The sequence below is a fragment of the Dyadobacter sp. CY356 genome (assembly GCF_021440195.1).
Classification (GTDB): domain Bacteria; phylum Bacteroidota; class Bacteroidia; order Cytophagales; family Spirosomataceae; genus Dyadobacter.
The window spans coordinates 359,554-381,241 of the sequence record NZ_JAJTSZ010000003.1 but is presented as its reverse complement, the minus strand read 5'-3'; the positions used below and the strand labels follow the sequence as shown (position 1 = coordinate 381,241).

At 41.2% G+C, this 21,688-nt stretch carries 22 protein-coding genes and 1 riboswitch; of the genes, 19 read left to right on the top strand and 3 right to left on the bottom strand.

All coding sequences use genetic code 11. The features are described 5' to 3' along the window. Positions 1–72 precede the first annotated feature (72 nt). From LXL81_RS13495 to LXL81_RS13485, 3 genes are read right to left on the bottom strand one after another with little or no spacing between them, the layout of a single operon-like run. Positions 73–1,293, bottom strand: coding sequence for an ATP-binding protein (locus LXL81_RS13495; protein WP_234647315.1), 1,221 nt, complete (start codon positions 1,291–1,293; stop codon positions 73–75). A 15-nt stretch (positions 1,294–1,308) separates the two neighbouring features. Continuing rightward, positions 1,309–2,907, bottom strand: coding sequence for an ATP-dependent DNA ligase (locus LXL81_RS13490; protein ID WP_234647314.1), 1,599 nt, complete (start codon positions 2,905–2,907; stop codon positions 1,309–1,311). Between the two features lie 30 nt (positions 2,908–2,937). Then, positions 2,938–4,035 carry a ligase-associated DNA damage response exonuclease gene (locus LXL81_RS13485; protein ID WP_234647313.1) on the bottom strand — a complete coding sequence of 366 codons (1,098 nt, stop codon included), beginning with the start codon at positions 4,033–4,035 and terminating at the stop codon, positions 2,938–2,940. 136 nt (positions 4,036–4,171) lie between these two features. On the opposite strand from LXL81_RS13485, the gene LXL81_RS13480 reads away from it, so the two are divergent. From LXL81_RS13480 to LXL81_RS13390, 19 genes are all read left to right on the top strand, one after another. Continuing rightward, on the top strand, positions 4,172–4,567 hold the full coding sequence (locus LXL81_RS13480; protein ID WP_234647312.1) for a DUF5618 family protein: 396 nt from the start codon (positions 4,172–4,174) through the stop codon (positions 4,565–4,567). A 166-nt stretch (positions 4,568–4,733) separates the two neighbouring features. Next, on the top strand, positions 4,734–6,674 hold the full coding sequence (locus LXL81_RS13475; protein WP_234647311.1) for a magnesium chelatase subunit D family protein: 1,941 nt from the start codon (positions 4,734–4,736) through the stop codon (positions 6,672–6,674). A gap of 112 nt (positions 6,675–6,786) precedes the next feature. Next, the gene (locus tag LXL81_RS13470; protein WP_234647310.1) at positions 6,787–8,265 is read left to right on the top strand and encodes a cobyric acid synthase; all 1,479 of its coding nucleotides are present in this window, start codon (positions 6,787–6,789) and stop codon (positions 8,263–8,265) included. Positions 8,266–8,276: 11 nt separating this feature from the next. Next, positions 8,277–9,293 carry a histidinol-phosphate transaminase gene (locus LXL81_RS13465; protein WP_234647309.1) on the top strand — a complete coding sequence of 339 codons (1,017 nt, stop codon included), beginning with the start codon at positions 8,277–8,279 and terminating at the stop codon, positions 9,291–9,293. Continuing rightward, positions 9,278–10,222, top strand: coding sequence for an adenosylcobinamide-phosphate synthase CbiB (gene cbiB / locus LXL81_RS13460; protein ID WP_234647308.1), 945 nt, complete (start codon positions 9,278–9,280; stop codon positions 10,220–10,222). The genes LXL81_RS13465 and cbiB overlap by 16 nt, the downstream gene beginning before the upstream one ends. 53 nt (positions 10,223–10,275) lie before the next feature. After that, positions 10,276–10,564, top strand: a riboswitch (cobalamin riboswitch). 29 nt (positions 10,565–10,593) lie between these two features. Beyond that, positions 10,594–11,835, top strand: coding sequence for an ABC transporter substrate-binding protein (locus LXL81_RS13455; protein ID WP_234647307.1), 1,242 nt, complete (start codon positions 10,594–10,596; stop codon positions 11,833–11,835). A 72-nt stretch (positions 11,836–11,907) separates the two neighbouring features. Then, on the top strand, positions 11,908–12,972 hold the full coding sequence (locus LXL81_RS13450) for an iron ABC transporter permease (protein WP_234647306.1): 1,065 nt from the start codon (positions 11,908–11,910) through the stop codon (positions 12,970–12,972). Beyond that, positions 12,969–14,003, top strand: coding sequence for an ABC transporter ATP-binding protein (locus LXL81_RS13445; RefSeq protein ID WP_234647305.1), 1,035 nt, complete (start codon positions 12,969–12,971; stop codon positions 14,001–14,003). Before LXL81_RS13450 ends, LXL81_RS13445 begins: the two co-directional genes overlap by 4 nt. Positions 14,004–14,020: 17 nt before the next feature. Then, positions 14,021–14,605: a cob(I)yrinic acid a,c-diamide adenosyltransferase gene (locus LXL81_RS13440; RefSeq protein ID WP_234647304.1), complete on the top strand. Its 585-nt coding sequence runs from the start codon at positions 14,021–14,023 to the stop codon at positions 14,603–14,605. Beyond that, complete coding sequence (locus LXL81_RS13435; protein ID WP_234647303.1) at positions 14,602–15,108, top strand: bifunctional adenosylcobinamide kinase/adenosylcobinamide-phosphate guanylyltransferase; 507 nt, start codon at positions 14,602–14,604, stop codon at positions 15,106–15,108. The genes LXL81_RS13440 and LXL81_RS13435 overlap by 4 nt, the downstream gene beginning before the upstream one ends. Positions 15,109–15,227: 119 nt before the next feature. Continuing rightward, positions 15,228–16,235 carry a nicotinate-nucleotide--dimethylbenzimidazole phosphoribosyltransferase gene (gene cobT / locus LXL81_RS13430; protein ID WP_234647302.1) on the top strand — a complete coding sequence of 336 codons (1,008 nt, stop codon included), beginning with the start codon at positions 15,228–15,230 and terminating at the stop codon, positions 16,233–16,235. A gap of 137 nt (positions 16,236–16,372) precedes the next feature. Then, positions 16,373–16,774, top strand: coding sequence for a hypothetical protein (locus LXL81_RS13425; RefSeq protein WP_234647301.1), 402 nt, complete (start codon positions 16,373–16,375; stop codon positions 16,772–16,774). Between the two features lie 48 nt (positions 16,775–16,822). Further along, on the top strand, positions 16,823–17,221 hold the full coding sequence (locus LXL81_RS13420; protein ID WP_234647300.1) for a ketosteroid isomerase-related protein: 399 nt from the start codon (positions 16,823–16,825) through the stop codon (positions 17,219–17,221). 138 nt (positions 17,222–17,359) lie between these two features. Beyond that, positions 17,360–17,950, top strand: coding sequence for a GNAT family N-acetyltransferase (locus LXL81_RS13415; RefSeq protein ID WP_234647299.1), 591 nt, complete (start codon positions 17,360–17,362; stop codon positions 17,948–17,950). Between the two features lie 505 nt (positions 17,951–18,455). After that, on the top strand, positions 18,456–19,349 hold the full coding sequence (locus tag LXL81_RS13410) for a carbon-nitrogen hydrolase family protein (RefSeq protein WP_234647298.1): 894 nt from the start codon (positions 18,456–18,458) through the stop codon (positions 19,347–19,349). 25 nt (positions 19,350–19,374) lie between these two features. Further along, the gene (locus tag LXL81_RS13405; RefSeq protein ID WP_234647297.1) at positions 19,375–20,166 is read left to right on the top strand and encodes an adenosylcobinamide-GDP ribazoletransferase; all 792 of its coding nucleotides are present in this window, start codon (positions 19,375–19,377) and stop codon (positions 20,164–20,166) included. Then, positions 20,151–20,675, top strand: a complete 525-nt coding sequence (gene cobC, locus LXL81_RS13400) for an alpha-ribazole phosphatase (protein ID WP_234647296.1) — start codon at positions 20,151–20,153, stop codon at positions 20,673–20,675. Before LXL81_RS13405 ends, cobC begins: the two co-directional genes overlap by 16 nt. A gap of 101 nt (positions 20,676–20,776) precedes the next feature. Continuing rightward, positions 20,777–21,130, top strand: coding sequence for a hypothetical protein (locus LXL81_RS13395; RefSeq protein WP_234647295.1), 354 nt, complete (start codon positions 20,777–20,779; stop codon positions 21,128–21,130). A gap of 77 nt (positions 21,131–21,207) precedes the next feature. Beyond that, complete coding sequence (locus tag LXL81_RS13390) at positions 21,208–21,645, top strand: hypothetical protein (protein WP_234647294.1); 438 nt, start codon at positions 21,208–21,210, stop codon at positions 21,643–21,645. Positions 21,646–21,688 lie beyond the last annotated feature (43 nt).

Sequence of the window (21,688 nt, the reverse complement as noted above, 5' to 3'; positions counted from 1 at the left end):
ATAGTTATTACGGTGATCCAATATTTTATATTTGAAGATGATATAAAATGTCGTTCCAAACATATTAACAAGTTATACTGACTTTGTTGTTACTTGTTTCATCATATCGTATAAGGATATAGCTGTTATGTCATCGGCAAATGGAAATGTATCATTTCCTGAATAGACTACAAATTTTTTATCCGGTTTTAAATCATCACATGCTATATAAAATCCTTTGGATAATTTAGGAACGGACCCCTTTTTGATCTCAATCGCCCAAGTTTCTCCATCAGAAAATTCTAATATCAAATCAATTTCCGCTCCTCCTGGACTTCTATAATAATAAAATTTAACTCTTGAAGAAATTAAACTTAAAATATTTTCGATTACAAAGCCTTCCCAACTATCTCCCACGATTGGATTAGAGAGTAAATTATTAAAGTTTTCAATATTCAATAATGCATGTGTAATTCCACTATCACGAACATACACCTTCGGACTCTTAGTTAAACGCTTTCCTGTGTTATATGTCCAAGGCATTAATCTTCTAACTAATAATAAATCCACCATAAGGTCTAGGTATCGATTAATTGTAACACTAGAAATATCGAAATTTCGTGCTAATTGCGAAGCATTGAAAACACCTCCCTGATTATGTGCTAACATAGTCCAAAACCTTTCCAAGGTAGTTGCCGGAATCCTTTTTTGACCAAGTTGAGGAATATCACGCTCTAGGTAAGTTCTAATAAAATCAAGTCTCCATTCTAAACTAATTCCGTCTGATTTAGCTAAAAGACTCTCTGGGAAGCCACCTCTCAGCCAAAGCTCATTAATTTTTTCAGGTTCCCTATTAGAATATTCAAGTACATTGATCGGATATAATTCCAAATACGTAATTCTTCCCGCAAGGGATTCACCAGACTGCTGCAAAAGATCAATGGATGCCGAACCCAAGAATAAAAATAATCCTGTTTTATTTCCTTTACGCCGTTCCCTATCTATTATTCCTCTAATTTCAGGGAATAGTTCAGGGAGTCTTTGAACCTCATCTAATATGAGTAGCTTATCAGTATTAGATTCATAATATAATCTTACATCCCTGACTTTTGCCAAATCAAGCCGATCTTCTAAATCCAGATAAACAGCAGGAGATAAATCAGAAATGTCTAAAGCAATAGTTGTTTTACCTACTTGCCTAGGGCCTATTAAAGCAACAGAAGCACTCCGCAAAAGTGCTTTTCTAATCACATCTTTCAAATATCGCTGTATCATGTCTGCAAATTTAATATTAAATATTAAATTTGCAGACATTTGATGGAAACTAGTTTATTTATACAACTCCAAAATCCCCTTCAAACTCGCCAGCGTATCCGCCTCCGCAGCCTTCTTATCCTTACGCCACCTCAAAATCCTGGGAAACCGAACTGCAATACCGGACTTATGCCTTGTCGATTCATTAATACCTTCAAAACCAATTTCAAAAACCAGCTCAGGTTTGACAGTTCTAACCGGACCGAATTTTTCAACGATATTGCGTTTGATGAAATAATCAACCTGACCAATTTCTACATCTGTCAGTCCGGAATAGGCTTTTGCAAAAGGTATCAGTTTTCCATCGTCACCCCAAACTGCAAAAGTATAATCGGTGAAAAGTTCAGCTCTACGGCCGGATCCTTTTTGAGCATATATCAAAACGGCGTCAACACTTAACGGATCAATTTTCCATTTCCACCAATCACCCTTTTTCCGTCCGACCTGATAGGTGCTGTTTTTTCTTTTAATCATAAAACCTTCCGCAATATTTTCACGGGAAGTCGGATGCAGATCATGCAATTCGCTCCATTCTTTGAATTCCACTAATGGAGAAAGATTGAATATGGATTGTACGGGCATGTTTTTATGAATTTCTTCCAACTGCGCTCTTCGCTGGATCTGGCTTAAATTTCTGATATCAATACCATTTGCTTCCATGATATCATAAGCGATAAAAGCAACAGGAGCTTCTTCCAGTACCTTTTTAGTAAGATTTTTCCGGCCGATCCGTGTTTGTAAAACATTGAATGGCATTGGCTTGTTATCGATATAACTTACAATCTCACCATCCAGAACAGTACCATTTGGCAAAACGGAGCTCAAAAAATGCAACTCAGGAAATTTATCCGTAGATAATTCTTCACCCCTTGTCCAGATAAACAATTCATTATTTCGGTAAATAATCTGGGAGCGGATGCCGTCCCATTTCCATTCTACAAACCAGTCTTCCGGATTGCCTAAATTGGAAACATCGCCCTCAATCGGATAAGCAAGAAAAAACGGATATGGTCTGGAGGCATTATCATTTTCACCTTCGTCCAAAATCAGTTTCTCAAAAGTCGTTTCCAACGGATCCCATTTACCCATCACCCGATGCGCAATCACGTTGGAATCCGTAGCAGTCGCCTCGGCCAAAGCGCGGACAACGAGCGTCTGTGAAACCCCGATCCGGAAACTGCCCATTAATAATTTATTGAAAACAAAAGTTTCGTGCTGCGAAAGCTGCGACCAGGCCTGAAGAATATGATCGTGTTTTTCTTCGTCTGTCATTTTGGGTAATAAGCCCAAATAATAAAACCATTCAGTCAAAGATTTATCAGAATCCTCAGAACCATTTCTGGGCAAAATCAGTGAAATCGTTTCCCCCAGATCGCCTACGCTCTGATAACTTTCCTGAAAAAGCCACATGGGAATATTGGCTTCCGCGGCGGCCCACTCTTTCACTTGTGTCCGATTTACTTTAAACGACGGCCGGCGACCGGTAAACAAAGTCAGTGCCCACATTTTATCTTCATCCGATGCAGACAGAAAATAATTCTTCATCAACTCAACCTTTGCATTGGTTTTGTTGGTCCGGTCCAGATTCATGAAAAGTTCAGCGAATTGTTTCATTTTTAGCTGTTGGCTTTTAGCGGTTAGGGTTTAACTTAGTTTCAGATCCGGATCATCCGGGATTGGCGACATATCTTTTTTGTTTTCAATGCCTTCGGATTCCGGTCCTTCACCAGTTGCCCTGTCTTCCGTTTCCTCTTCATTCCCATACATCGTAGTCACCTCGCCAGCTTCGATACCATTTTCATTCAACCATCTTGAAAAAATACTGGTATAACCATGCGTGACATATACCTTCTCGGCACCGGATTCGATAACCGCAGTATTTAAATCAGGCCAATCCACATGATCACTCAATATAAAACCCTGGTCGACGGCCCTTCGGTTTTTTGCGCCGCGCAAAGCCATCCAGCCAGAACAATAACCCAAAGAATAAGGATTAAATTTTCGGATCCAGGTACTGCTGTCCACCGATGGCGGTGCCAAAACCAACGATCCGCGAAATAGCTTTTTATCCGTTTCCTTCGTAACCAAAGTAAGTTCGGGCAAATCAAAACCGGCTTGTCTGAGTCTGTCATTAAGCGTGTAAATAGCACCGTGGGCATAAATGGGTCCTTTAGGCAACTGAATACCTTTTAAAATTCGCTGCATTTTTCCCAATGAGTAACCCATCAGGATACTGGCTTTATCTTCAAGCCGGTTTTGCGTAAACCAGTTATCAATTTCTGAGTAAATTTCCTGCTGCGGCTGCCACTTGTAGATCGGCAAACCAAAGGTAGACTCGGTGATAAAAACGTTACATTTTACGGGTTCAAAAGGCACACAAAATTTGTCATCTTCCAATTTATAATCACCGCTCGCTACCCAAACTTCTCCTTTATACTCCACCCGGACCTGTGCAGAACCGATGATATGCCCGGCCGGATGTAATGAGAAAACGACGCCGTTGATCACAAACTTTTCACCATATTCAACCGTCTGCAAAGAAATATCCGGACCAAGACGTAGTCTTAAAATAGGCTCACTGTCCTTATGCGCAAGATAATGTTTGCTTCCCCAACGGGCGTGGTCGCTGTGTGCGTGGGTGATGATCGCGCGGTCAACAGGTATCCAGGGATCGATATGCGCATCTGCCTGGGAGCAGTAAATGCTTTTGCCGGTGAATTGTAAAAGTGATTGTGTCGCCATAACCAAAATTTCAATAAAAGTATGCCAATATTAAACCTCAACAGCTGACACGATAAGGTAATAAATTATGTTATTTTTGAAATGACTTTTAACAAATCCGGAGTCAAATCAATAAATTCTTTTAATTCCTATTGATATGGCCATTCAGAACCAAGACAATGTACTTTCCCCAGCCGAAGAAGCTGCCCGTTATTTGCAAAACGCAAAAGAAATTTTAAGCGAAAAAGCAGGTAAAAAGGACGGATTATATGCCGATGTGAAATATGTAAAAATGGCTGCAGGGACGGCTTATTCAGCAGCACTTTTTATACTTGATGAGTACTTAAAACAAAAAGAAGGTATAAAATTTGTCAAGCCCAAAAGCATTGAAGACTATATAGGCAGGGTTAGAAAATATGATAAAAAACTGTTGTCATTGCTTGTAGATGTATATGACGAATTACATTTGGCAGGATATTACCATGGCACAAGATCAGTAAACACCATTCAAACCGGTCTAAGTAACGTCACCAAAATGCTTGCTTATATTTGAGCTAACATTTAAACGCAGAGTTATAAGAGTTTCAAAGCAGAGTTAAATGAGTTTCTTTTTACTCTGCGTAACACTGCGCAAAAACTCCCCCAAACTCTGCGTTTCTTTCCCTAATTTTACCATTCCCCTAACGACACGGGATAAGTGAAATTAATTGTTCTTCTCTATGAAATACCCGTTTGCAGCTTTGGTTGGACAGGAAAAATTAAAGCGTGCATTGTTATTATGCGCTATCAACCCGTCGATTGGAGGTTTATTGATCAGAGGAGAGAAAGGAACGGCGAAAAGTACCGCAGCCAGAGGATTGGCTGAAATAATGCCTTTAATTCCTAAAAATGAAATCCCAAAAATAGCTCCTCAGAAAAACGACTCGCAGGATATTTGCGGAGAATGTCCTGTGGATATTGAAGAAATTCCAGTCCCTTTTGTTAACCTTCCACTCGGCGCAACCGAAGATCGTGTTTTGGGAAGTCTGGATCTGGAAGGTATTTTGTCAGAAAAAAAGAAAAGATTACAGCCCGGATTACTGGCCGCTGCTCACCGGGGGATTTTATATATTGATGAAGTAAATCTACTTCCTGATCATCTGGTGGATGTTTTGCTGGATGTTGCCGCTATGGGTGTTAACACAATCCAGCGCGACGGACTTTCGGAAAGTCATCCGGCAAAGTTTACTTTGATAGGTACCATGAACCCGGAAGAAGGAAATCTTCGTCCGCAATTTCTGGATCGTTTTGGCCTGATGGTTGATGTGGAAGCCCCGCGTGATATAACGGAAAGAACGGAAGTGGTACGCAGGAGGATCCAGTTTGAAAATGACCCGGAAAATTTTTCTGCTCAATGGGCTTCTGGTCAGACAAATTTGCAGGATAAAATTAAAACGGCCCAGCAATTATTGCCGTCTGTGGTTTTGCCGGATGGATTATTGACTTTGATCAGCCAGCTCTGCACAGAATTAAATGTCACAAGTCTTCGGGCTGATATTGTGATGTATAAAACGGCAATCACTTTGGCGGCATTGGATAAACGAACTATTGTCACAGCAGATGACGTTCGCCAGGCGGCTGAATTGGCACTCATACACAGACAACGAAAAAAGCCGTTTGAAGGAAATAATAAAGGTGATAACAGGCTGGATGAATTAATGCAGCAAGAGCCCCCGGAGCAAAAAAATCAGCCGAAAGAGCAAAATCAAGCTGAATTAAAAGACAGCCAAGAACCACAAGCTGAGAGTTCATTATCTGCTGATGACGATATAAATGGCCAAGAATCCCCCACGCCAAAACAAGAACGAGTATTCAGTATAACACCTCAAAAAGAAGCGCCTAACTTTAAAGTTGATTTAAATCCGGTTTCCCACCAAATGCCGGAAGGCCGCAGAAGTCAGGCAATAAATACTAACCGTGGTCCTGAATTACGGGCTGTTCCGGATCAATCGCCTACTGATATTTCGGTTATGGCCACGGTTCAATCTGCTTTAATTCGTGATCAGGATGACTTTCAGATAACAAGAAATGATCTTCATCAGAAAGTCCGAAAAGGAAAAACAGGGAATTTAATTCTGTTTGTTGTGGATGCTTCCGGATCCATGGCAGCGAGCAGCAGGATGGAGGCAGTGAAAGGAAGTGTGCTTAGCTTGCTGACTGATGCTTACCAAAGAAGAGATATGGTCGGCGTAATTTCTTTCCGCGGTGTGGAAGCGCAGCTGCTCTTGGAGCCAACTTATAGTGTTGAACAGGCGGAACAAGCCATGCAAAATTTGCCAACTGGCGGCAGAACGCCTTTGCCTCATGCGTTGCAAATGGCTACTCAGGTAATCAATAAATTAAATCCAGACAAAGATCTGAAACCGCTTTTGGTGATTCTTAGCGATGGAAAAGCCAATGTACCGCTTCCGGGTGGTGGAGATGCGTGGCAGCAAACTTTGCAATTATCCGGACAATTATTTCAAAACAACATACCTGCTCTGGTGCTCGATACTGAAAACAATTACCTTCGTTTCGGAAGAGCTGCCGAGATGGCGAAAGTGATGGGAGCGGAATGTTTATCGCTTGAAGAGCTTTCTTCGGAGAATATTACTGTTACTATTTCAGGGCGTATTGCTTAATAATTTCAAGTTCTTTCACGCAAAGCAAAAAAGATTAAACGCAAAGCTCGCTAAGATTCTTTGCGATCTTTGCCCTTTTCTTATTTGCTTTGCGTGAAAGAAATCTACTTAAATGTCAAATCCCCGCATCCTCACAAAACCAATCATGTTCGTAGGCACGGCCTCGGATGTCGGCAAAAGCGTCATTTGTGCCGGGTTTTGCAGGATTTTTAAGCAGGATGGTTATCAGCCGGCTCCGTTCAAAGCACAGAATATGTCTTTGAACAGTTACGTAACACCCGATGGTTTGGAGCTTGGAAGAGCGCAGGCTGTACAGGCCGAAGCAGCCGGTATTCCCTGCCATACCGATATGAATCCGGTTCTGTTGAAACCAACCAACGACCAGTCTTCTCAGGTTATTTTGAATGGAAAACCTGTTGGAAACCAGTCGGCATACGAATATTTTAAAACCACCGATCGCAAGGAATTATTTGAGGCCGTGACACAAGCTTACGACAGACTTTCTGCCCGTTACACCCCAATCGTTATGGAGGGAGCCGGCAGCATTTCGGAATTAAATCTAAAAAAACGGGATATCACAAACCTGCGGATGGCACTTCATGCCGGCGCGGCAACATATCTTATTGGAGACATTGACCGGGGTGGAATTTTCGGAAGTGTTTATGGTACAATTGCACTTCTGACACCGGAAGAGCGGCAATGTATCAAAGGAATTATCGTCAATAAATTTCGCGGCGATGTACGACTTTTTGAAGATGGAAAAAAAATGCTGGAAGAGTTAACCGGCGTTCCTGTCGTCGGCGTTTTACCTTTTTTCAAAGACATTCACATCGAAGAAGAAGACTCCGTTTCGCTTCAAAATAAATTCAATACCACAACCGAAGGAAAAATAAATATTGCAGTCATTTTACTGAAACGACTATCGAATTTTACTGATTTTGACCGTTTGGAAAAAGATCCGCGCGTACATTTATTCTATACCTCGCAACCAGATGAAATTGCAAAAGCCGATATCATCATCATTCCGGGAAGCAAAAATACGCTTGATGATTTATTGACGATCAAAAATAACGGCGCAGCAGCAGCAATTGTCAAAGCGCATAAAAACGGCAAAAAAGTTATCGGAATTTGTGGCGGTTATCAAATGATGGGCGAACTGATTGAAGATCCCGATCATGTGGAAGGTTCGCTGGAATCAATGCCCGGACTTGGATTACTTCCTGTAAAAACAGTTTTAAAACCAATAAAAACGACATTGCAGCAACAATTCAGTTATAGAGAAAATCAGGAAGTTTGTCTCGGCTATGAAATTCATATGGGCGAAACAACCTCTGATTTCGATTCCCCTGTAACTGTTTTATCAAATGGAAAATCTGATGGTTTTTTCTTAAACAAAAATTGCTGGGGAACTTATCTGCATGGGATTCTGGATAATACGGTGGTGATTGAAGATTTATTGGCCGACTTTTCAACAGAAAAATCAGCCGAAACTTTCGACTATCAGCAATTCAAAGAATTACAATACAACCGGCTGGCAAATCATATCCGTGCACATGTGGATATGGAAATGATATATAAAAGTCTGGAATAAAAGGAAATATTATGTTAGAAGGCCACGGAGACGATTCGTATCGCTATTCCAAAAAAATCATTGCAGATTTCAGTACCAATGTATGGTATGGTGGCGAACCATTGGGTTTGAAAGAATATATTTTTGAGCAATGGTCAGCGATTAATCGTTACCCGGAAGTGATGGCTGAAAGTTTATGTGAAATAGTTGCGGCTCATCATGACTTAAAATCTGACCGGATCTTAATAAACAGTGGAACGACTGAAAGCATATATCTTATCGCACAGGCTTTTTCAGGCAAAAAAACAACGATCATTACGCCCGCCTTTGCTGAATATGAAGATGCATGTAAACTGTTTCATCATGATTTAACATTTTTGCCATGGTCCAAAATCCGGGAATTTCCAGCATTGTCAACTGATCTCGTTTTCATCTGCAATCCCAATAACCCAACGGGAGAAGCGTTTCCTCAGCTCGAAAATTGGATACAACAAAACCCGCAAACATTGTTTGTTGTAGATGAAGCTTTCATTGATTTTACGCTTCAAATCCGCTCTTCGATACGGGTCATAAGCCGTTTCCCAAACCTGCTGATCATGCATTCGCTTACGAAAGCTTATGCCATTCCGGGATTACGTCTGGGTTATGTTGTCGCCTCAGAAGATTTAATTTCTAATTTGAAAAGTATAAAACAACCGTGGACAGTGAATACGATGGCACTGCAAGCCGGTAAATTCATTTTTGAAAATTATCAGCAAATTCAAATTCCCTTACAGAATTTGTTATCAGAAAAAGAAAGATTTGTCCAAAAACTTAGTCAGAATTCTTCATTGAAAATTCATGAAAGTGCAACGCATTTTTTTCTGGCAGAAACACAGAAAGACGATGCAGCAAAACTGAAACAGTTTTTGATTGAAAAACACGGACTGCTGATTCGTGATGCAAGTAATTTCAGAGATTTATCAAAACAACATTTCCGGATTGCTACTCTATCGCCCGAAAGGAATAATTTATTAATTGAAGCCCTCGACGAATGGAGAAATTACTGATCATAGCTCCGTTGGTTTTCGGGTATATTCTGGATTTGATTATCGGCGATCCTGATAACTGGCCTCATCCCATTCGTGTTTTTGGAAACGCCATTGCTGCCGGCGACAAATTGTTAAACAAAAATTCATCCCGGTTTCTGAAAGGAATGTTACTTGCAATCAGCCTTTGTCTGCTCACATTTTTCCTTTTTTATTTCTCAAACAAAATACTTTTAACCGTCAATGTCTGGCTTTTTATTGCCATCAACAGCATTTGGGTCTGGTATGGATTAGCGAATAATGCATTGATCACCGAAGGCCGAAATGTTTTTTTGGTTTTGGAACGAGAAGGTTTGGATGCCGGTAGAAAACAACTATCACGCATTGTTGGCCGGGATACTTCACAATTGAGCGCACAGCAAATCCGTATAGCCGTTTTTGAAACCATGTCGGAAAACCTGAGCGACGGTGTCATTGCGCCCTTATTGTTTTACGCAATCGGCGGCGTTCCGGCCATGATGATTTATAAAATGATTAACACCATGGATTCCATGATTGGTTACAGGAGTGATAGGTATGAACAATTTGGAAAATTTGCGGCTCGCCTGGATGATGTTGCGAATTTTATTCCGGCACGTATCACGGCGTTGTTGATGATTATTGTAACCGGAAGTCATCGCGGTTTACAATTTGTGTTTAAATATGGCAACCAACATAAAAGTCCAAATTCCGGTTACCCCGAATCTGCCCTGGCCGGAATTCTGGATTGTCGCTTCGGCGGTCCAAATGTGTACCATGGGAAGTTGGTTGATAAACCTTTTATTGGAGAGAATGATCGGGTTATTGAACCAGGTGAAATTCGGAAGGTTATTTCGATCAATCATATAAGCTGTTTTTTGATGATACTAATAATTATTGCTTTCGTTTTTTTGTCGAATCACAATTCATAGCCAGAGAGAGCAGATTTATTCTTACCAAATTGAAAACCCCAGGCAAATCTTATTAGTTTTGCACCCATCAGGGTAGTATTCCGGATTTGAAAAAATCGGGTTACTTTAAAAGGGAATACCGGTGAAAGTCCGGAACAGTCTCCGCTGCTGTAAGTTCATAAAAACATTCATGACAAAAGCCACTGGGGGCAATGATTGAGTGAGTGAATGATAGAATGAGTGAATAATGGCTAATTGCAACACATTCTCTCATTCCAACATTCTATCATTCAAAATTAATCCGGGAAGGCGTCAGAGAGAATGGAACGAGTCAGAAGACCTGCCTTTTCACTTAACACGCAAAGCTTTCGGAAGAAAGGCTTGCAGCACAAATGACACAAAAACAGAAAACCTCCTTTCAGGAAGTTCGCTATGACTATGCGCGACTTTCTCATTTCAGTAAAACTGCCCGTTTTGCGGCATTGTTTTTCGCGACATTATTGGTTCTTACAAGTTGCGGCACCTCTTCAAACCTCACAGAAAGCGCAGAAACGGCTTCTTCCGGGAAAGATTATTTTTCCGAGAAAATCCAGATTCATCATGCCAAAGGGTTTACGATTGAATACCACGACAATTATAAGGTAATCAATATTTTAAGTCCTTTTGAAAAAAGCACGGATACGGCCAAATATGTTTTATTGCAGCGTGGCACCAAAAAGCCGAAAGGTTATGCTAACAGTCAGTTTATCGAAATTCCCATTCGCAGCCTCGTTGCGATGTCTTCCATGCATGTCGGTCTGGTTGGACTTTTAGGTGAGGAGAAAATTGTAACCGGACTTGGCAACCTGAAATATGTTTCGAATCCGGAAATTATCAAACAAATTGAGGCCGGTAAAATCGCCGAAGTTGGAAAAGACCAAGGTTTGAATGAAGAAAAACTGATCACGATGCATCCTGATCTGGTGATGACCACGGGCAGTCCGGTTTCCAAAATGGAAAGATATACCACTTTGAACGCCGCCGGAATTCCTGTTTTAATTAATTCTGAATGGGTGGAAACAACGCCTCTGGGTCGCGCTGAGTGGGTTAAACTTTTAGCCGCCCTGCTAAACCGTGAAGATTTTGTCAATAAGAAATTTGCCAAAATGGAGGAGGAATACAAACGTCTTGCGGTTTTATCACAAAAGGTAAAAACCAAACCAAGTATCATCACCGGTATGAATTCCAAAGATTCCTGGTTTGTTCCGAATGGGAATAGTTACATGGCGCAGTTCTTCCGTGACTCCGGCGCGGATTATCATTGGAATAATACCAAGGCAACCGGAAGTTTAGCACTTAATTTTGAGGCTGTATATCCTATTGCCTTGACTGCTGACTATTGGCTGAATGTAGGAATAAGTAACTACGACAACAAGAAGGAAATCCTGGCGAAAGATCCTCGTTATACGGATTTCAAAGCCTATAAATCCGGACAGATTTATAGTTATAACAAACGTGTAAACAATCGCGGCTCGAATGATTATTGGGAATCGGGTGCTGTAAATCCGCAAATCGTTTTGGCAGATCTGATCAAAATTTTACATCCGGAATTACTCCCTGAACATGAGTTGGTTTATTATAAGCAGGTGAAATAGGCTGTCGGCTTTCGGCGGTCAGCTATCGCGGCTATTGCTACTCAAACATCACAGCTGATTTAAACAGTGATTATGCAAATTGTTTCTCAATCCTCTTCCAATTCCCGGCGACTGATCATTATTGGTTTGTCGGTTCTGGCTGTGCTATTTTTTATGCTGGATATCATGCTGGGATCGGTGAGCATACCTTTTGGAGAAGTGGTGAAAATTGTTTTTTCAGGAGAATCTGATACGACTGCATGGTTATTTATTATCGAAAAAATACGATTACCGAAGGCGATTACAGCCATCCTGGTAGGCTGCGGATTATCTGTTAGCGGTTTGCAAATGCAGACTTTGTTTAGAAATCCATTGGCCGGCCCGTCAGAACTGGGGATAACTGCCGGAGCAGGTTTGGGCGTTGCAGCTGTGATGTTGACAAGCGGCAGTACGGCCAGTATTTATGCAATTCGTCAGCTTGGCGTTTCCGGAAGCTGGCTGATTGTGGTGATGGCTTCGCTTGGCGCAGCACTGGTTTTATCTATGGTTTTACTTATCGCAGGAAGAATTAAGGATAATGTTATTTTATTGATTGTCGGCGTGATGGTCGGGACGATCACCGTTTCCGTGATCAGTATCTGGCAATATTTTAGTCAGCCGGAACAGTTGCAGGAATATATTCTTTGGACTTTCGGCTCACTAGGCGGGATTGTCCAGTATCATTTATGCGTACTTTCCGGCGTTGTCATCCTTGGTTTGCTCATCGCTTTTGCTTCTTCCAAAGCATTAAACGCCATGTTATTGGGAGAAAATTATGCGCGAAGTATGGGTCTGACCGTTGGCAAAACCCGTTTCATTATCATGGCCAGTACCAGTTTATTAACCGGAAGCATCACCGCTTTCTGTGGCCCGATTGGTTTTGTCGGTATCGCTATTCCGCATATCACCCGTGCACTTCTGGGAACTTCCGATCACCGGATTTTGATTCCTTGCTGCTGTCTGGTTGGAACCGTGCTGATGCTTGTATGCGATATTATTTCACAGATGCCGGGAACGCAGACAGTTCTGCCTATCAATGTGGTAACTTCATTATTGGGTGCGCCGGTGGTAATTTGGGTGATCGTCAGTCGAAATAATTTACGTTCTTCTTTCTCATGAACGATTCGCCGATATTAACCGCTAGAAATTTATCCATTGGCTACAAAGCTGGAAAAAGGCTCCCGCGAATCGTTTCAGAATCACTAAATCTGGATTTATTCCCCGGACAGCTGGTATGTTTATTAGGGCCGAATGGCGCGGGAAAGTCTACGCTTATGCGAACGCTTTCGGGTTTGCAGCCCATGCTTTCAGGAGAGATTCTGATTGATCATGAATCATTAATAAATTTAAAACCTGCCGATCTTGCACAAAAACTGAGTCTTGTTTTAACAGAACGCATCGATACCGGAAACCTGACTGTCAGCGAACTTGTCGCACTGGGACGAACGCCTTACACGGGTTGGCTGGGATCATTATCCGATTTGGATAAAGAAAAAATCAGCTGGTCGATGGATGCGACGGATACCAAACAATATGCAAATCGCCGGATGAACGAGCTGAGCGATGGTGAGCGGCAAAAAGTGATGTTGGCCCGGGCATTGTCGCAGGATACCAGACTGATTTTACTGGATGAGCCAACGGCGCATCTCGACCTACCAAACCGGGTTGAAATGATGCGATTATTGCATAATCTCGCCCGGCAAACCAATAAGGCCATTTTGCTTTCCACACACGAACTGGATCTCGCACTCCAGGCGGCGGACAAACTTTGGCTGATGCATCCGGATGGAAAACTTGTTTCGGGCGTACCTGAGGATCTGGTTTTGAACGGAAGTTTTGAAGCGGCTTTTATCAAAAACGGCTTTCATTTTGACAGAAATACCGGCACGTTCACCATTCACAAAGAAGCCGCCTCCACTCCTATCTATTTATCCGGAAAAAGTAATCTTGTTTTCTGGACAAAACGTGCGTTACAAAGGGAAGATTTTGTGGTAAGTGAGAATCCGGATTTACGATATAAGATTGAAATTTCCGCTGACGATGAAAATCCTGTCTGGGAGTTTAATGACGGATCAAAAACTACAAGATATTTAACGATCAGCAAATTACTTACTGATTTACAACAGATTAAACCAACAAATAAAATCTAAAATCGATTTTTTTATAAATGAAAATATATACAAAAAAAGGCGACAAAGGTACGACGGGGCTTTTTGGTGGCAGCCGCGTTTCAAAAGATGATGTTCGGATTGAATGTTTAGGAACGCTGGATGAGGCCAATTCAACAATTGGATTACTTCGTGTAAAGTTGGGGAATGATCACGCCTGGCAACCAAATCTGCACAAGATCCAGAAAGATTTAATGGATATGATGTCACATCTGGCTCGTCCTTCGGATGCAAAAAAAGAAAATAAAAATCCAATGCCGGAAGATGGCGCTGAGTTTTGCGAAACCTGGATTGATACGCTAGAATCAGAAATGACTTCTCCTTCTGACTACTTTTTGCTTCCTGGCGGAAATGAGGTTTCTGCCTTATGTCATGTTGCTCGTACGCAAATGCGCAGAGGAGAGCGCAGACTGGTTTCGTTAATTAAAACCGATACGGTTCATGAGGCGATTCCTGCCTATATCAACCGCTTATCAGATTTATTTTTCACATTGGCGAGAGCTGAAATGGACAAAGCGGGCGTTGCGGAGGAGAAATGGCAGTTGTTTTTATACAAACGTTTTAAAGCGCCGGAAGAAAAATGATCATCTACATCACCGGAGGCGCACGCAGCGGAAAAAGCCGTTTTGCACAGGAAAAAGCTTTGCAGCTTAGCAAATCTCCGGTGTATGTTGCGACGGCACATATCTGGGACGACAATTTTGCCGAACGTGTTCAATTACACAAAAATGAACGCGGCCCGGAATGGACGACCTACGAATCGGAAACGAATATCCATAAACTTCCTATCGAAAATCAGGTTGTTGTCATTGATTGTGTGACGCTTTGGTTAACGAATTTGTTTGTCGCTTTTGATAACGATATCAACAAATCGCTGGCTGCATTTAAAGAAGAAATCGATGCGATTGCAAAACTTTCCGGCACTTTTATGATCATCTCAAACGAAATCGGCATGGGTGTTCATGCTGAAACGGAGATTGGGAGAAAATTTACGGATTTACAGGGTTGGGCAAATCAATATGTGGCTGGCAAGGCTGACGAAGCCATCTTCATGGTCTCCGGCTTAGCACTTAAATTAAAAGGTTAGGTTACACAGAGTTTCACAGAGCTAAAAAGAGGGACACAGAGGTTTTTCTTATCTCAAATTAAAACTCTGTGTATCTCCTTTTTCTCTGTGGAACTCTGTGTAACCTTAAAATAGAAAATATGACTTTACAAGAACAGATACAGCATAAGATAAATAATAAAACAAAACCTCTTGGAGCCCTAGGGAGACTTGAAGAAGTAGCTTTACAAATTGCTTTGATTCAGGAAACTTTGACGCCGGATTTAGTCAAACCACATATCGTCGTTTTCGCGGCGAGCCATGGAATAGCCAACGAAGGCGTCAGTGCATATCCTTCCGAAGTTACTTTTCAAATGGTTTTGAACTTCCTCAACGGCGGGGCGGCGATTAATGTTTTTACCAAACAAAATGAAATCGAACTCGCGCTGGTCGATGCCGGTGTTGACTATGATTTTGAACCCAATGAAAAGCTGATCGATGCCAAAATTAATCACGGCACCAAAAGTTTTTTGAATCAATCGGCTATGACAGCAGAAGAATGTCAACTGGCGATTGAAAAGGGAAAAGAGATTGTAAAAAATATTTCAAAAACCGGCTGTAACGTGATTGGCTTTGGAGAAATGGGTATTGGAAACACTTCCTCCGCAGCCGTGATTATGAGCAAATTACTTGATATCCCTATTGAAGACTGCGTTGGAAAAGGGACGGGCGTAAATCCTGAGCAATATCAAAACAAGATCAACATTCTTCAACAATCAATTTCAAATCATCCAGAAGTTTCAACAGATCCTATTCAGGTTTTAAAAACTTTCGGCGGTTTTGAAATCGCGATGATGTGCGGCGCATTTCTGGCAGCGGCTGAGGAGAAAATGGTTTTGATGGTGGATGGCTTTATCGCTTCGGCAGCCTTTTTATGTGCTTTCAAACTAAATCCTGATATCAAAGATTTGGCGATTTTTTGTCACCAGTCAGAGGAAAAAGGACATCAACTTTTACTTGAAAGTCTGAATGCCAAACCGTTATTAAACCTGGATATGCGGCTGGGTGAAGGAACAGGCTGCGCCGTGACGTATCCTTTGTTAAAAAGCGCAGTGGCATTTTTAAACGAAATGGCGAGTTTCGAAAGCGCGGGGGTGTCTGATAAATGAATTTTGTTCTGATTTCTGAGGTTACACAGAGGACCACAGAGAAAAAAAAGAGCTACAAAGAGTTTTATTTAGTGATAAAGAAAAACTCTGTGTCCCTCTTTTTAGCTCTGTGGTTCTCTGTGTAACCTACAAATATTATGAAGAAAGTTAAGTATATTATTGCAGCAGTCATCGCCCTTGTAATCGCCTATATCATTTACGATTCCACCTCTCAGCCTACCGTCAATGATCTGAAAGGTAATTTTAAAGAGGTCGCGTTATACAGGAATCCAAATAATACCGGGCCGATTTTTCGGATTTATGCTGTTACCGTTCAGGGTGAGCCTTGGGAGGAAATGCAGAAATATGGCGATTTGATGCCCTATACCAAATATGGAAATACCAAAGTTTTCTTTTTCCAGGAAGGTCAGCCTGCACCTGCTTCGATCAAATTGGAGGAGCCAAATTTTGATACACAGTTGCAGCAAAATTGTATCGCCAAATATGAAAAAGACGCAAACGGACAGGTTTCTTTGACCAGAAAACCTTTTAATCCATAAGACGAAACCTATCTTTGTTAAAACGTTCTGACTAAAATCAATTTCCAAATGGCTGCATTAGACATCGTAAAACAATATTACAACGCATTCAACGAAAAAAACTTTGAAGGCATGCTTGCCCTTCTTCATCCGGAAGTTCGTCACGAACCAAATCAGGGCGAAGCGCGAGTTGGTATCGAAAAGTTTACGGAATTCATGAAAATGATGGATGATTCGTACGAGGAAACACTGACCGATATCGTATTTTTCACAGAACCAACAGACAAAAGAGTTTCCGCTGAGTTTATCGTAAACGGGATTTATAAAAAAGCTGATGAAGGCTTTCCCGAAGCTTATGGACAAAAATACGTAATACCTGCCGCTGCCTTTTTGGAAGTAACAGATGGAAAAATCAGCAGGGTAACGACTTATTATAATCTGGAACATTGGATTAAACTGGTTTCCTGAGCGGTTAGCTGTTAGGGATTGGCTTTTAGCTTCAACAGGCCAATAAATTGATCATGACTATAACAATTAGTCTTTTTTTGTTTAAAATTATTCAACGCCATACTAACCGCTAATCCCTAACAGCTAACAGCCATTCCCATGTCTCTCACTTTTATAACCAAACAAAGCAACGCCATTGCATCTGTTTTTGATGATCTGGCGAAATTGCGAATTGCTGTTTTTCGGGATTATCCTTATCTGTATGAAGGCACCGAGGAATATGAAAAAGAGTATCTGAAAATTTATTCCAACTCCGGTAAGTCTTTTCTGTTTGCCATCTATGACGGGGACAAAATGGTTGGTGGGACAACCTGTATTCCTTTGCAGGACGAAACCGCTGACATTCATGCTCCCTTTTTAGAAGCTGGTTTGGATATAAGAAGTATTTTTTATTTTGGTGAAAGCATATTGCTTAAAAGTTATCGTGGCCTGGGACTTGGTCATCGCTTTTTCGATGCAAGGGAGGAATATGCAGCAAGTTTTGGCACATTTAAGACGACCTGTTTTTGTTCTGTTGAAAGAATAAATCACCCCGCCGAACCGGCAGATTATCGACCAAATGATGCATTCTGGATTAAAAGAGGTTATAAAAAAGTCCCGGATTTAAAAGCAACAATGGAATGGCCGGATATTGACGAAACAATTTCTACACCTAAGACAATGATTTTTTGGATGAAGGACATAGTCTAAAAAAGGTGCTGAGCACCGTAATATTTACTGAAAGAATACCCGTTCACAAATGGTGAAGCGCACCAAAATATTTGTAGAACATGAGGCTCCAACCCATTAGCCCAAAGTGCGGAGCATCGTAATATTTTTAGAAAGAATACCCGTTCACAAATGGTGAAGCGCACCAAAATATTTGTAGAACGAAAGGCTCCGACCCATTTGACAAAGGTGCGGAGCATCGTAATATTTGTAGAAAGAACACCAGCTCACAAATGGTGCAGCGCACCAAAACATTTGTAGAACACGAGGCTCCAACCCGTTACACAAAGGTGCGGAGCACCGTAATATTTGTAGAAAGAATACCCGTTCACGAATGGTGCAGCGCACCAAAATATTTGTAGAACACGAGGCTCCAACCTGTTATACAAAGGTGCGGAGCACCGTAATATTTGTAGAAAAAAAGTACCCAATCACAAGCCAAAGGTGCAGCGCACCGCAATATTAAAAATCAAATCATCACTCCATTATGATCATCGCTTCTGCCAATTACCCCATTACTGAACATGCCACATTTAACAATTGGCGTGAACATATTGAAAGTTGGGTTATTGAGGCTGTAAACCAAAATGCCGGACTGTTACTTTTTCCGGAATATGGCGCGATGGAATTGGTCAGTATTTTTTCGGACGAAATCAGAAACGACATCCGCCGCCAGGTCATTGAGCTTGATTCTTTGAAAGATAAATTCTGCAATGTCTTCGCTGAACTGGCTAAAAAATATAAAGTAATCATTGTTGCACCGAGCATTCCCGTGATCGAGGACAAAAGAAATGTTAACCGCGTTTTTGTTTTTTCTTCCAAAGGTTTGGCCGGTTACCAGGATAAATTTTTCATGACCCGTTTCGAAAATGAAGAATGGGGAATTCAAAGCGGCATTAAAAACCTTACATTGTTTGAAGCTTCCTGGGGTACTTTTGGCGTTCAGATTTGTTATGATATTGAGTTTGCGCTTGGTTCGCAATTATTATGTTCAATGGGCGCTTCACTGATTTTAGCTCCAAGCTGTACAGAAACTATTCGCGGAGCTACGCGCGTACATATCGGAGCGCGGGCACGGGCGATGGAAAATCAGGCCTATACTGTTGTTTCACAAACGGTTGGCAATGCACTCTGGTCACCGGCGGTGGACATAAATTATGGCTTTGCTGCATTTTACTCCACACCTGACAATGATATGCCGGAAGATGGAATTATTTCAACATTGGAACCTCAAAAAGAAGGCTGGTTAATTCAGGAACTTGATTTTTCTAAATTAAAAACGGTTCGGGATACCGGCCAGGTCTTCAATTTTATGGATCACCAGCATTTGCATATTGGTTTTAAAAATGAAGAAGTAAATATCATCCGTAAATCAATATAAATTCCCCGGCACTGTATCCAAATTTATGAAGCAGGAACTACGGCTTTTTTTCACGGCACTCCAATTTTACACCCGTCTCCCCGTTCCCGCCTGGGTTGGTTACAATCCGGATGATATGAATAAAGCAACGCGATATCTTCCGTTAATTGGCTGGATTGTAGGATTAAGTTCTGGTAGTTTTTTGCTTCTTGGCTCCTATTTCATCGATATTTCTACCGGCATTATTCTTTCCATGATTTCGTCCATTTTGCTGACCGGGTCTTTTCATGAAGATGGTTTTGCTGACGCCTGTGATGGTTTTGGGGGCGGTTGGACAAAAGAAAAAATTCTTGAAATTATGAAAGACAGCCGCGTTGGAACCTATGCCGTTGTCGGGCTTATTCTGTTGCTTGGGTTAAAATTTTCTTTGATAAAAGCATTAATTCCAAATATTCAAAATCAGCCTTTTCTGGTTTTACTTACGCTGATAAGTGCTCATGCTTTAAGCAGGTTTAAGGCTGTGACGATGATTTTTACGCATACGTACGTCCGGTTTACTGATGACAGCAAATCAAAACCGGTAGCAGAAGTTGGAAGCAGAAACACACTTTTCATTGCTGCTATTTTTGCTATAATTCCACTGCTTATTTTGTGTTTTCTTTTAAATCAGCCAGCGTTTTTATTGGTGATTCCTCTCCTATATCTGATCAAAATATTGCTCGCCCGGTACTTCAAAAAATGGATCGGTGGGTATACCGGCGATTGTCTGGGTACGACACAGCAGGTTTGTGAAATTGGTTTTTACTTCTTCACCGCCGTTTTATGGAAATTTATTTAGTCAGGCATACCACGCCTTCACTTTCGCCCGGACTTATTTACGGTCGGCTGGATGTTGCTTTGGAAGATACTTTCCCCGAGGAATTTGAAATTATAAAAACAAAACTTCCCGAAAATCCCGATATTATTTATTCCAGTCCTGCCACACGTTGTACTGTATTAGCACAAAAACTAAATCCCGTTTTTAAAATAGATGACCGTCTTACCGAGCTGAATTTTGGCGACTGGGAAGGTGCAACCTGGGATACCGTTAACGAATCCGATCTTCAAATCTGGATGGATGATTTTGTGAATGTTGTCGTTCCCGGCGGTGAGAGTATGCGACAAATGTCTGCTCGGGTTTTATCATTCTGGTCTGAATTGATACAAACAAATCATAAGAATACGCTTATTGTAACACATGGAGGCGTCATTCGATTAATTCTTGCTCATCTTCGAAACATCGAACTTGTCAACGCTTTTGACATAAAAGTGGCTTATGGAGAAGTTGTTACGATCAACATTTCATAGATGTAGAATATTAATTGATCAATGATCTTCCACCATTTTCAACTCCGGGTATAACTTTTTAAGGCAAGTATCAAACTCGACATTTACCTTAAACAACGGTTATGGATACTAATATTGATATTTTAGGTGATCAGGAAGAAACGCTGGGAACGGCTGAGGATTTGAGAGAGGAAATTGCAGTGGAAGTTGTGCAGCATGAAGTTGTGGGCAGTCACGTAAAAATTGAATTTGAAACTTCAAAAGGACTTTGTACCGGTTATTATTTTGTCAATGAGCTTGGTCACGAAGAGCTGAATATGGAGCCTGATTCCGTAATTATACTCACCAATTTATTCCCAGATTATTACGGTGCCTATATCAATGCGCTAAACCGGGACTGGGTCGATATTGATCTTTCGGTAAAGTATGACGGCTGTCCTGAATACAAAATATATAACCGGCATGTGGTTTTATAATTCTGTAAAATCTTTGTAACAATCTCACTTAAATTCAGTTATTTTTGGTTTATCCTCAACGTTAAAATTGATAAGCCATGAAAAGAATTTTGCTGTTTTTCGTTACCACTTTGATTTTTAGCACTTGTAAAAAAGATCTGGTCCTAAATTCCAAAGATCCTTGCATATGTTACGGGAATGAGGTTTGTACCGAACAATATGTCGTACTGATGGCTGATTTGAAAGATCAATACAAGGAGCCGGTAGTGCTGGATGAATACTACTCGACCATAGTTGAAACAGGAGAAAGAATTAATCTCCAGGATGCGAGTCTGGATTCGTTGCGAAGGAAGGCTGGAAAGTATCCTATTTGGGAAGATAAATTAATGTCGCGAACCGGACGATGCGCAAAAGAAATTGAATTCACCGGTTTGAGAGAGGGCCGGGAAGTTTTAAAAAAGTCTTTTGCCATTGGTCATGATTGCTGTCACGTCCGAATAACCTTAGGAGATCCTAATGTTATCATTCCGCGATAATACATTTCTTATCTTCAAAAATTATATTCACCTAGAATAATAT

Coding starts and splice junctions, on each gene's coding strand:
- LXL81_RS13495 (WP_234647315.1), bottom strand. CDS start 1,293: ATGTCTGCAAATTTAATATTTAATATTAAATTTGCAGACATGATACAG.
- LXL81_RS13450 (WP_234647306.1), top strand. CDS start 11,908: ATGCAAATTGTTTCTCAATCCTCTTCCAATTCCCGGCGACTGATCATT.
- LXL81_RS13395 (WP_234647295.1), top strand. CDS start 20,777: ATGGATACTAATATTGATATTTTAGGTGATCAGGAAGAAACGCTGGGA.
- LXL81_RS13390 (WP_234647294.1), top strand. CDS start 21,208: ATGAAAAGAATTTTGCTGTTTTTCGTTACCACTTTGATTTTTAGCACT.
- cobC (WP_234647296.1), top strand. CDS start 20,151: ATGGAAATTTATTTAGTCAGGCATACCACGCCTTCACTTTCGCCCGGA.
- LXL81_RS13410 (WP_234647298.1), top strand. CDS start 18,456: ATGATCATCGCTTCTGCCAATTACCCCATTACTGAACATGCCACATTT.
- cobT (WP_234647302.1), top strand. CDS start 15,228: ATGACTTTACAAGAACAGATACAGCATAAGATAAATAATAAAACAAAA.
- LXL81_RS13425 (WP_234647301.1), top strand. CDS start 16,373: ATGAAGAAAGTTAAGTATATTATTGCAGCAGTCATCGCCCTTGTAATC.
- LXL81_RS13475 (WP_234647311.1), top strand. CDS start 4,734: ATGAAATACCCGTTTGCAGCTTTGGTTGGACAGGAAAAATTAAAGCGT.
- LXL81_RS13480 (WP_234647312.1), top strand. CDS start 4,172: ATGGCCATTCAGAACCAAGACAATGTACTTTCCCCAGCCGAAGAAGCT.
- LXL81_RS13470 (WP_234647310.1), top strand. CDS start 6,787: ATGTCAAATCCCCGCATCCTCACAAAACCAATCATGTTCGTAGGCACG.
- cbiB (WP_234647308.1), top strand. CDS start 9,278: ATGGAGAAATTACTGATCATAGCTCCGTTGGTTTTCGGGTATATTCTG.
- LXL81_RS13445 (WP_234647305.1), top strand. CDS start 12,969: ATGAACGATTCGCCGATATTAACCGCTAGAAATTTATCCATTGGCTAC.
- LXL81_RS13415 (WP_234647299.1), top strand. CDS start 17,360: ATGTCTCTCACTTTTATAACCAAACAAAGCAACGCCATTGCATCTGTT.
- LXL81_RS13490 (WP_234647314.1), bottom strand. CDS start 2,907: ATGAAACAATTCGCTGAACTTTTCATGAATCTGGACCGGACCAACAAA.
- LXL81_RS13485 (WP_234647313.1), bottom strand. CDS start 4,035: ATGGCGACACAATCACTTTTACAATTCACCGGCAAAAGCATTTACTGC.
- LXL81_RS13455 (WP_234647307.1), top strand. CDS start 10,594: ATGACACAAAAACAGAAAACCTCCTTTCAGGAAGTTCGCTATGACTAT.
- LXL81_RS13440 (WP_234647304.1), top strand. CDS start 14,021: ATGAAAATATATACAAAAAAAGGCGACAAAGGTACGACGGGGCTTTTT.
- LXL81_RS13420 (WP_234647300.1), top strand. CDS start 16,823: ATGGCTGCATTAGACATCGTAAAACAATATTACAACGCATTCAACGAA.
- LXL81_RS13405 (WP_234647297.1), top strand. CDS start 19,375: ATGAAGCAGGAACTACGGCTTTTTTTCACGGCACTCCAATTTTACACC.
- LXL81_RS13435 (WP_234647303.1), top strand. CDS start 14,602: ATGATCATCTACATCACCGGAGGCGCACGCAGCGGAAAAAGCCGTTTT.
- LXL81_RS13465 (WP_234647309.1), top strand. CDS start 8,277: ATGTTAGAAGGCCACGGAGACGATTCGTATCGCTATTCCAAAAAAATC.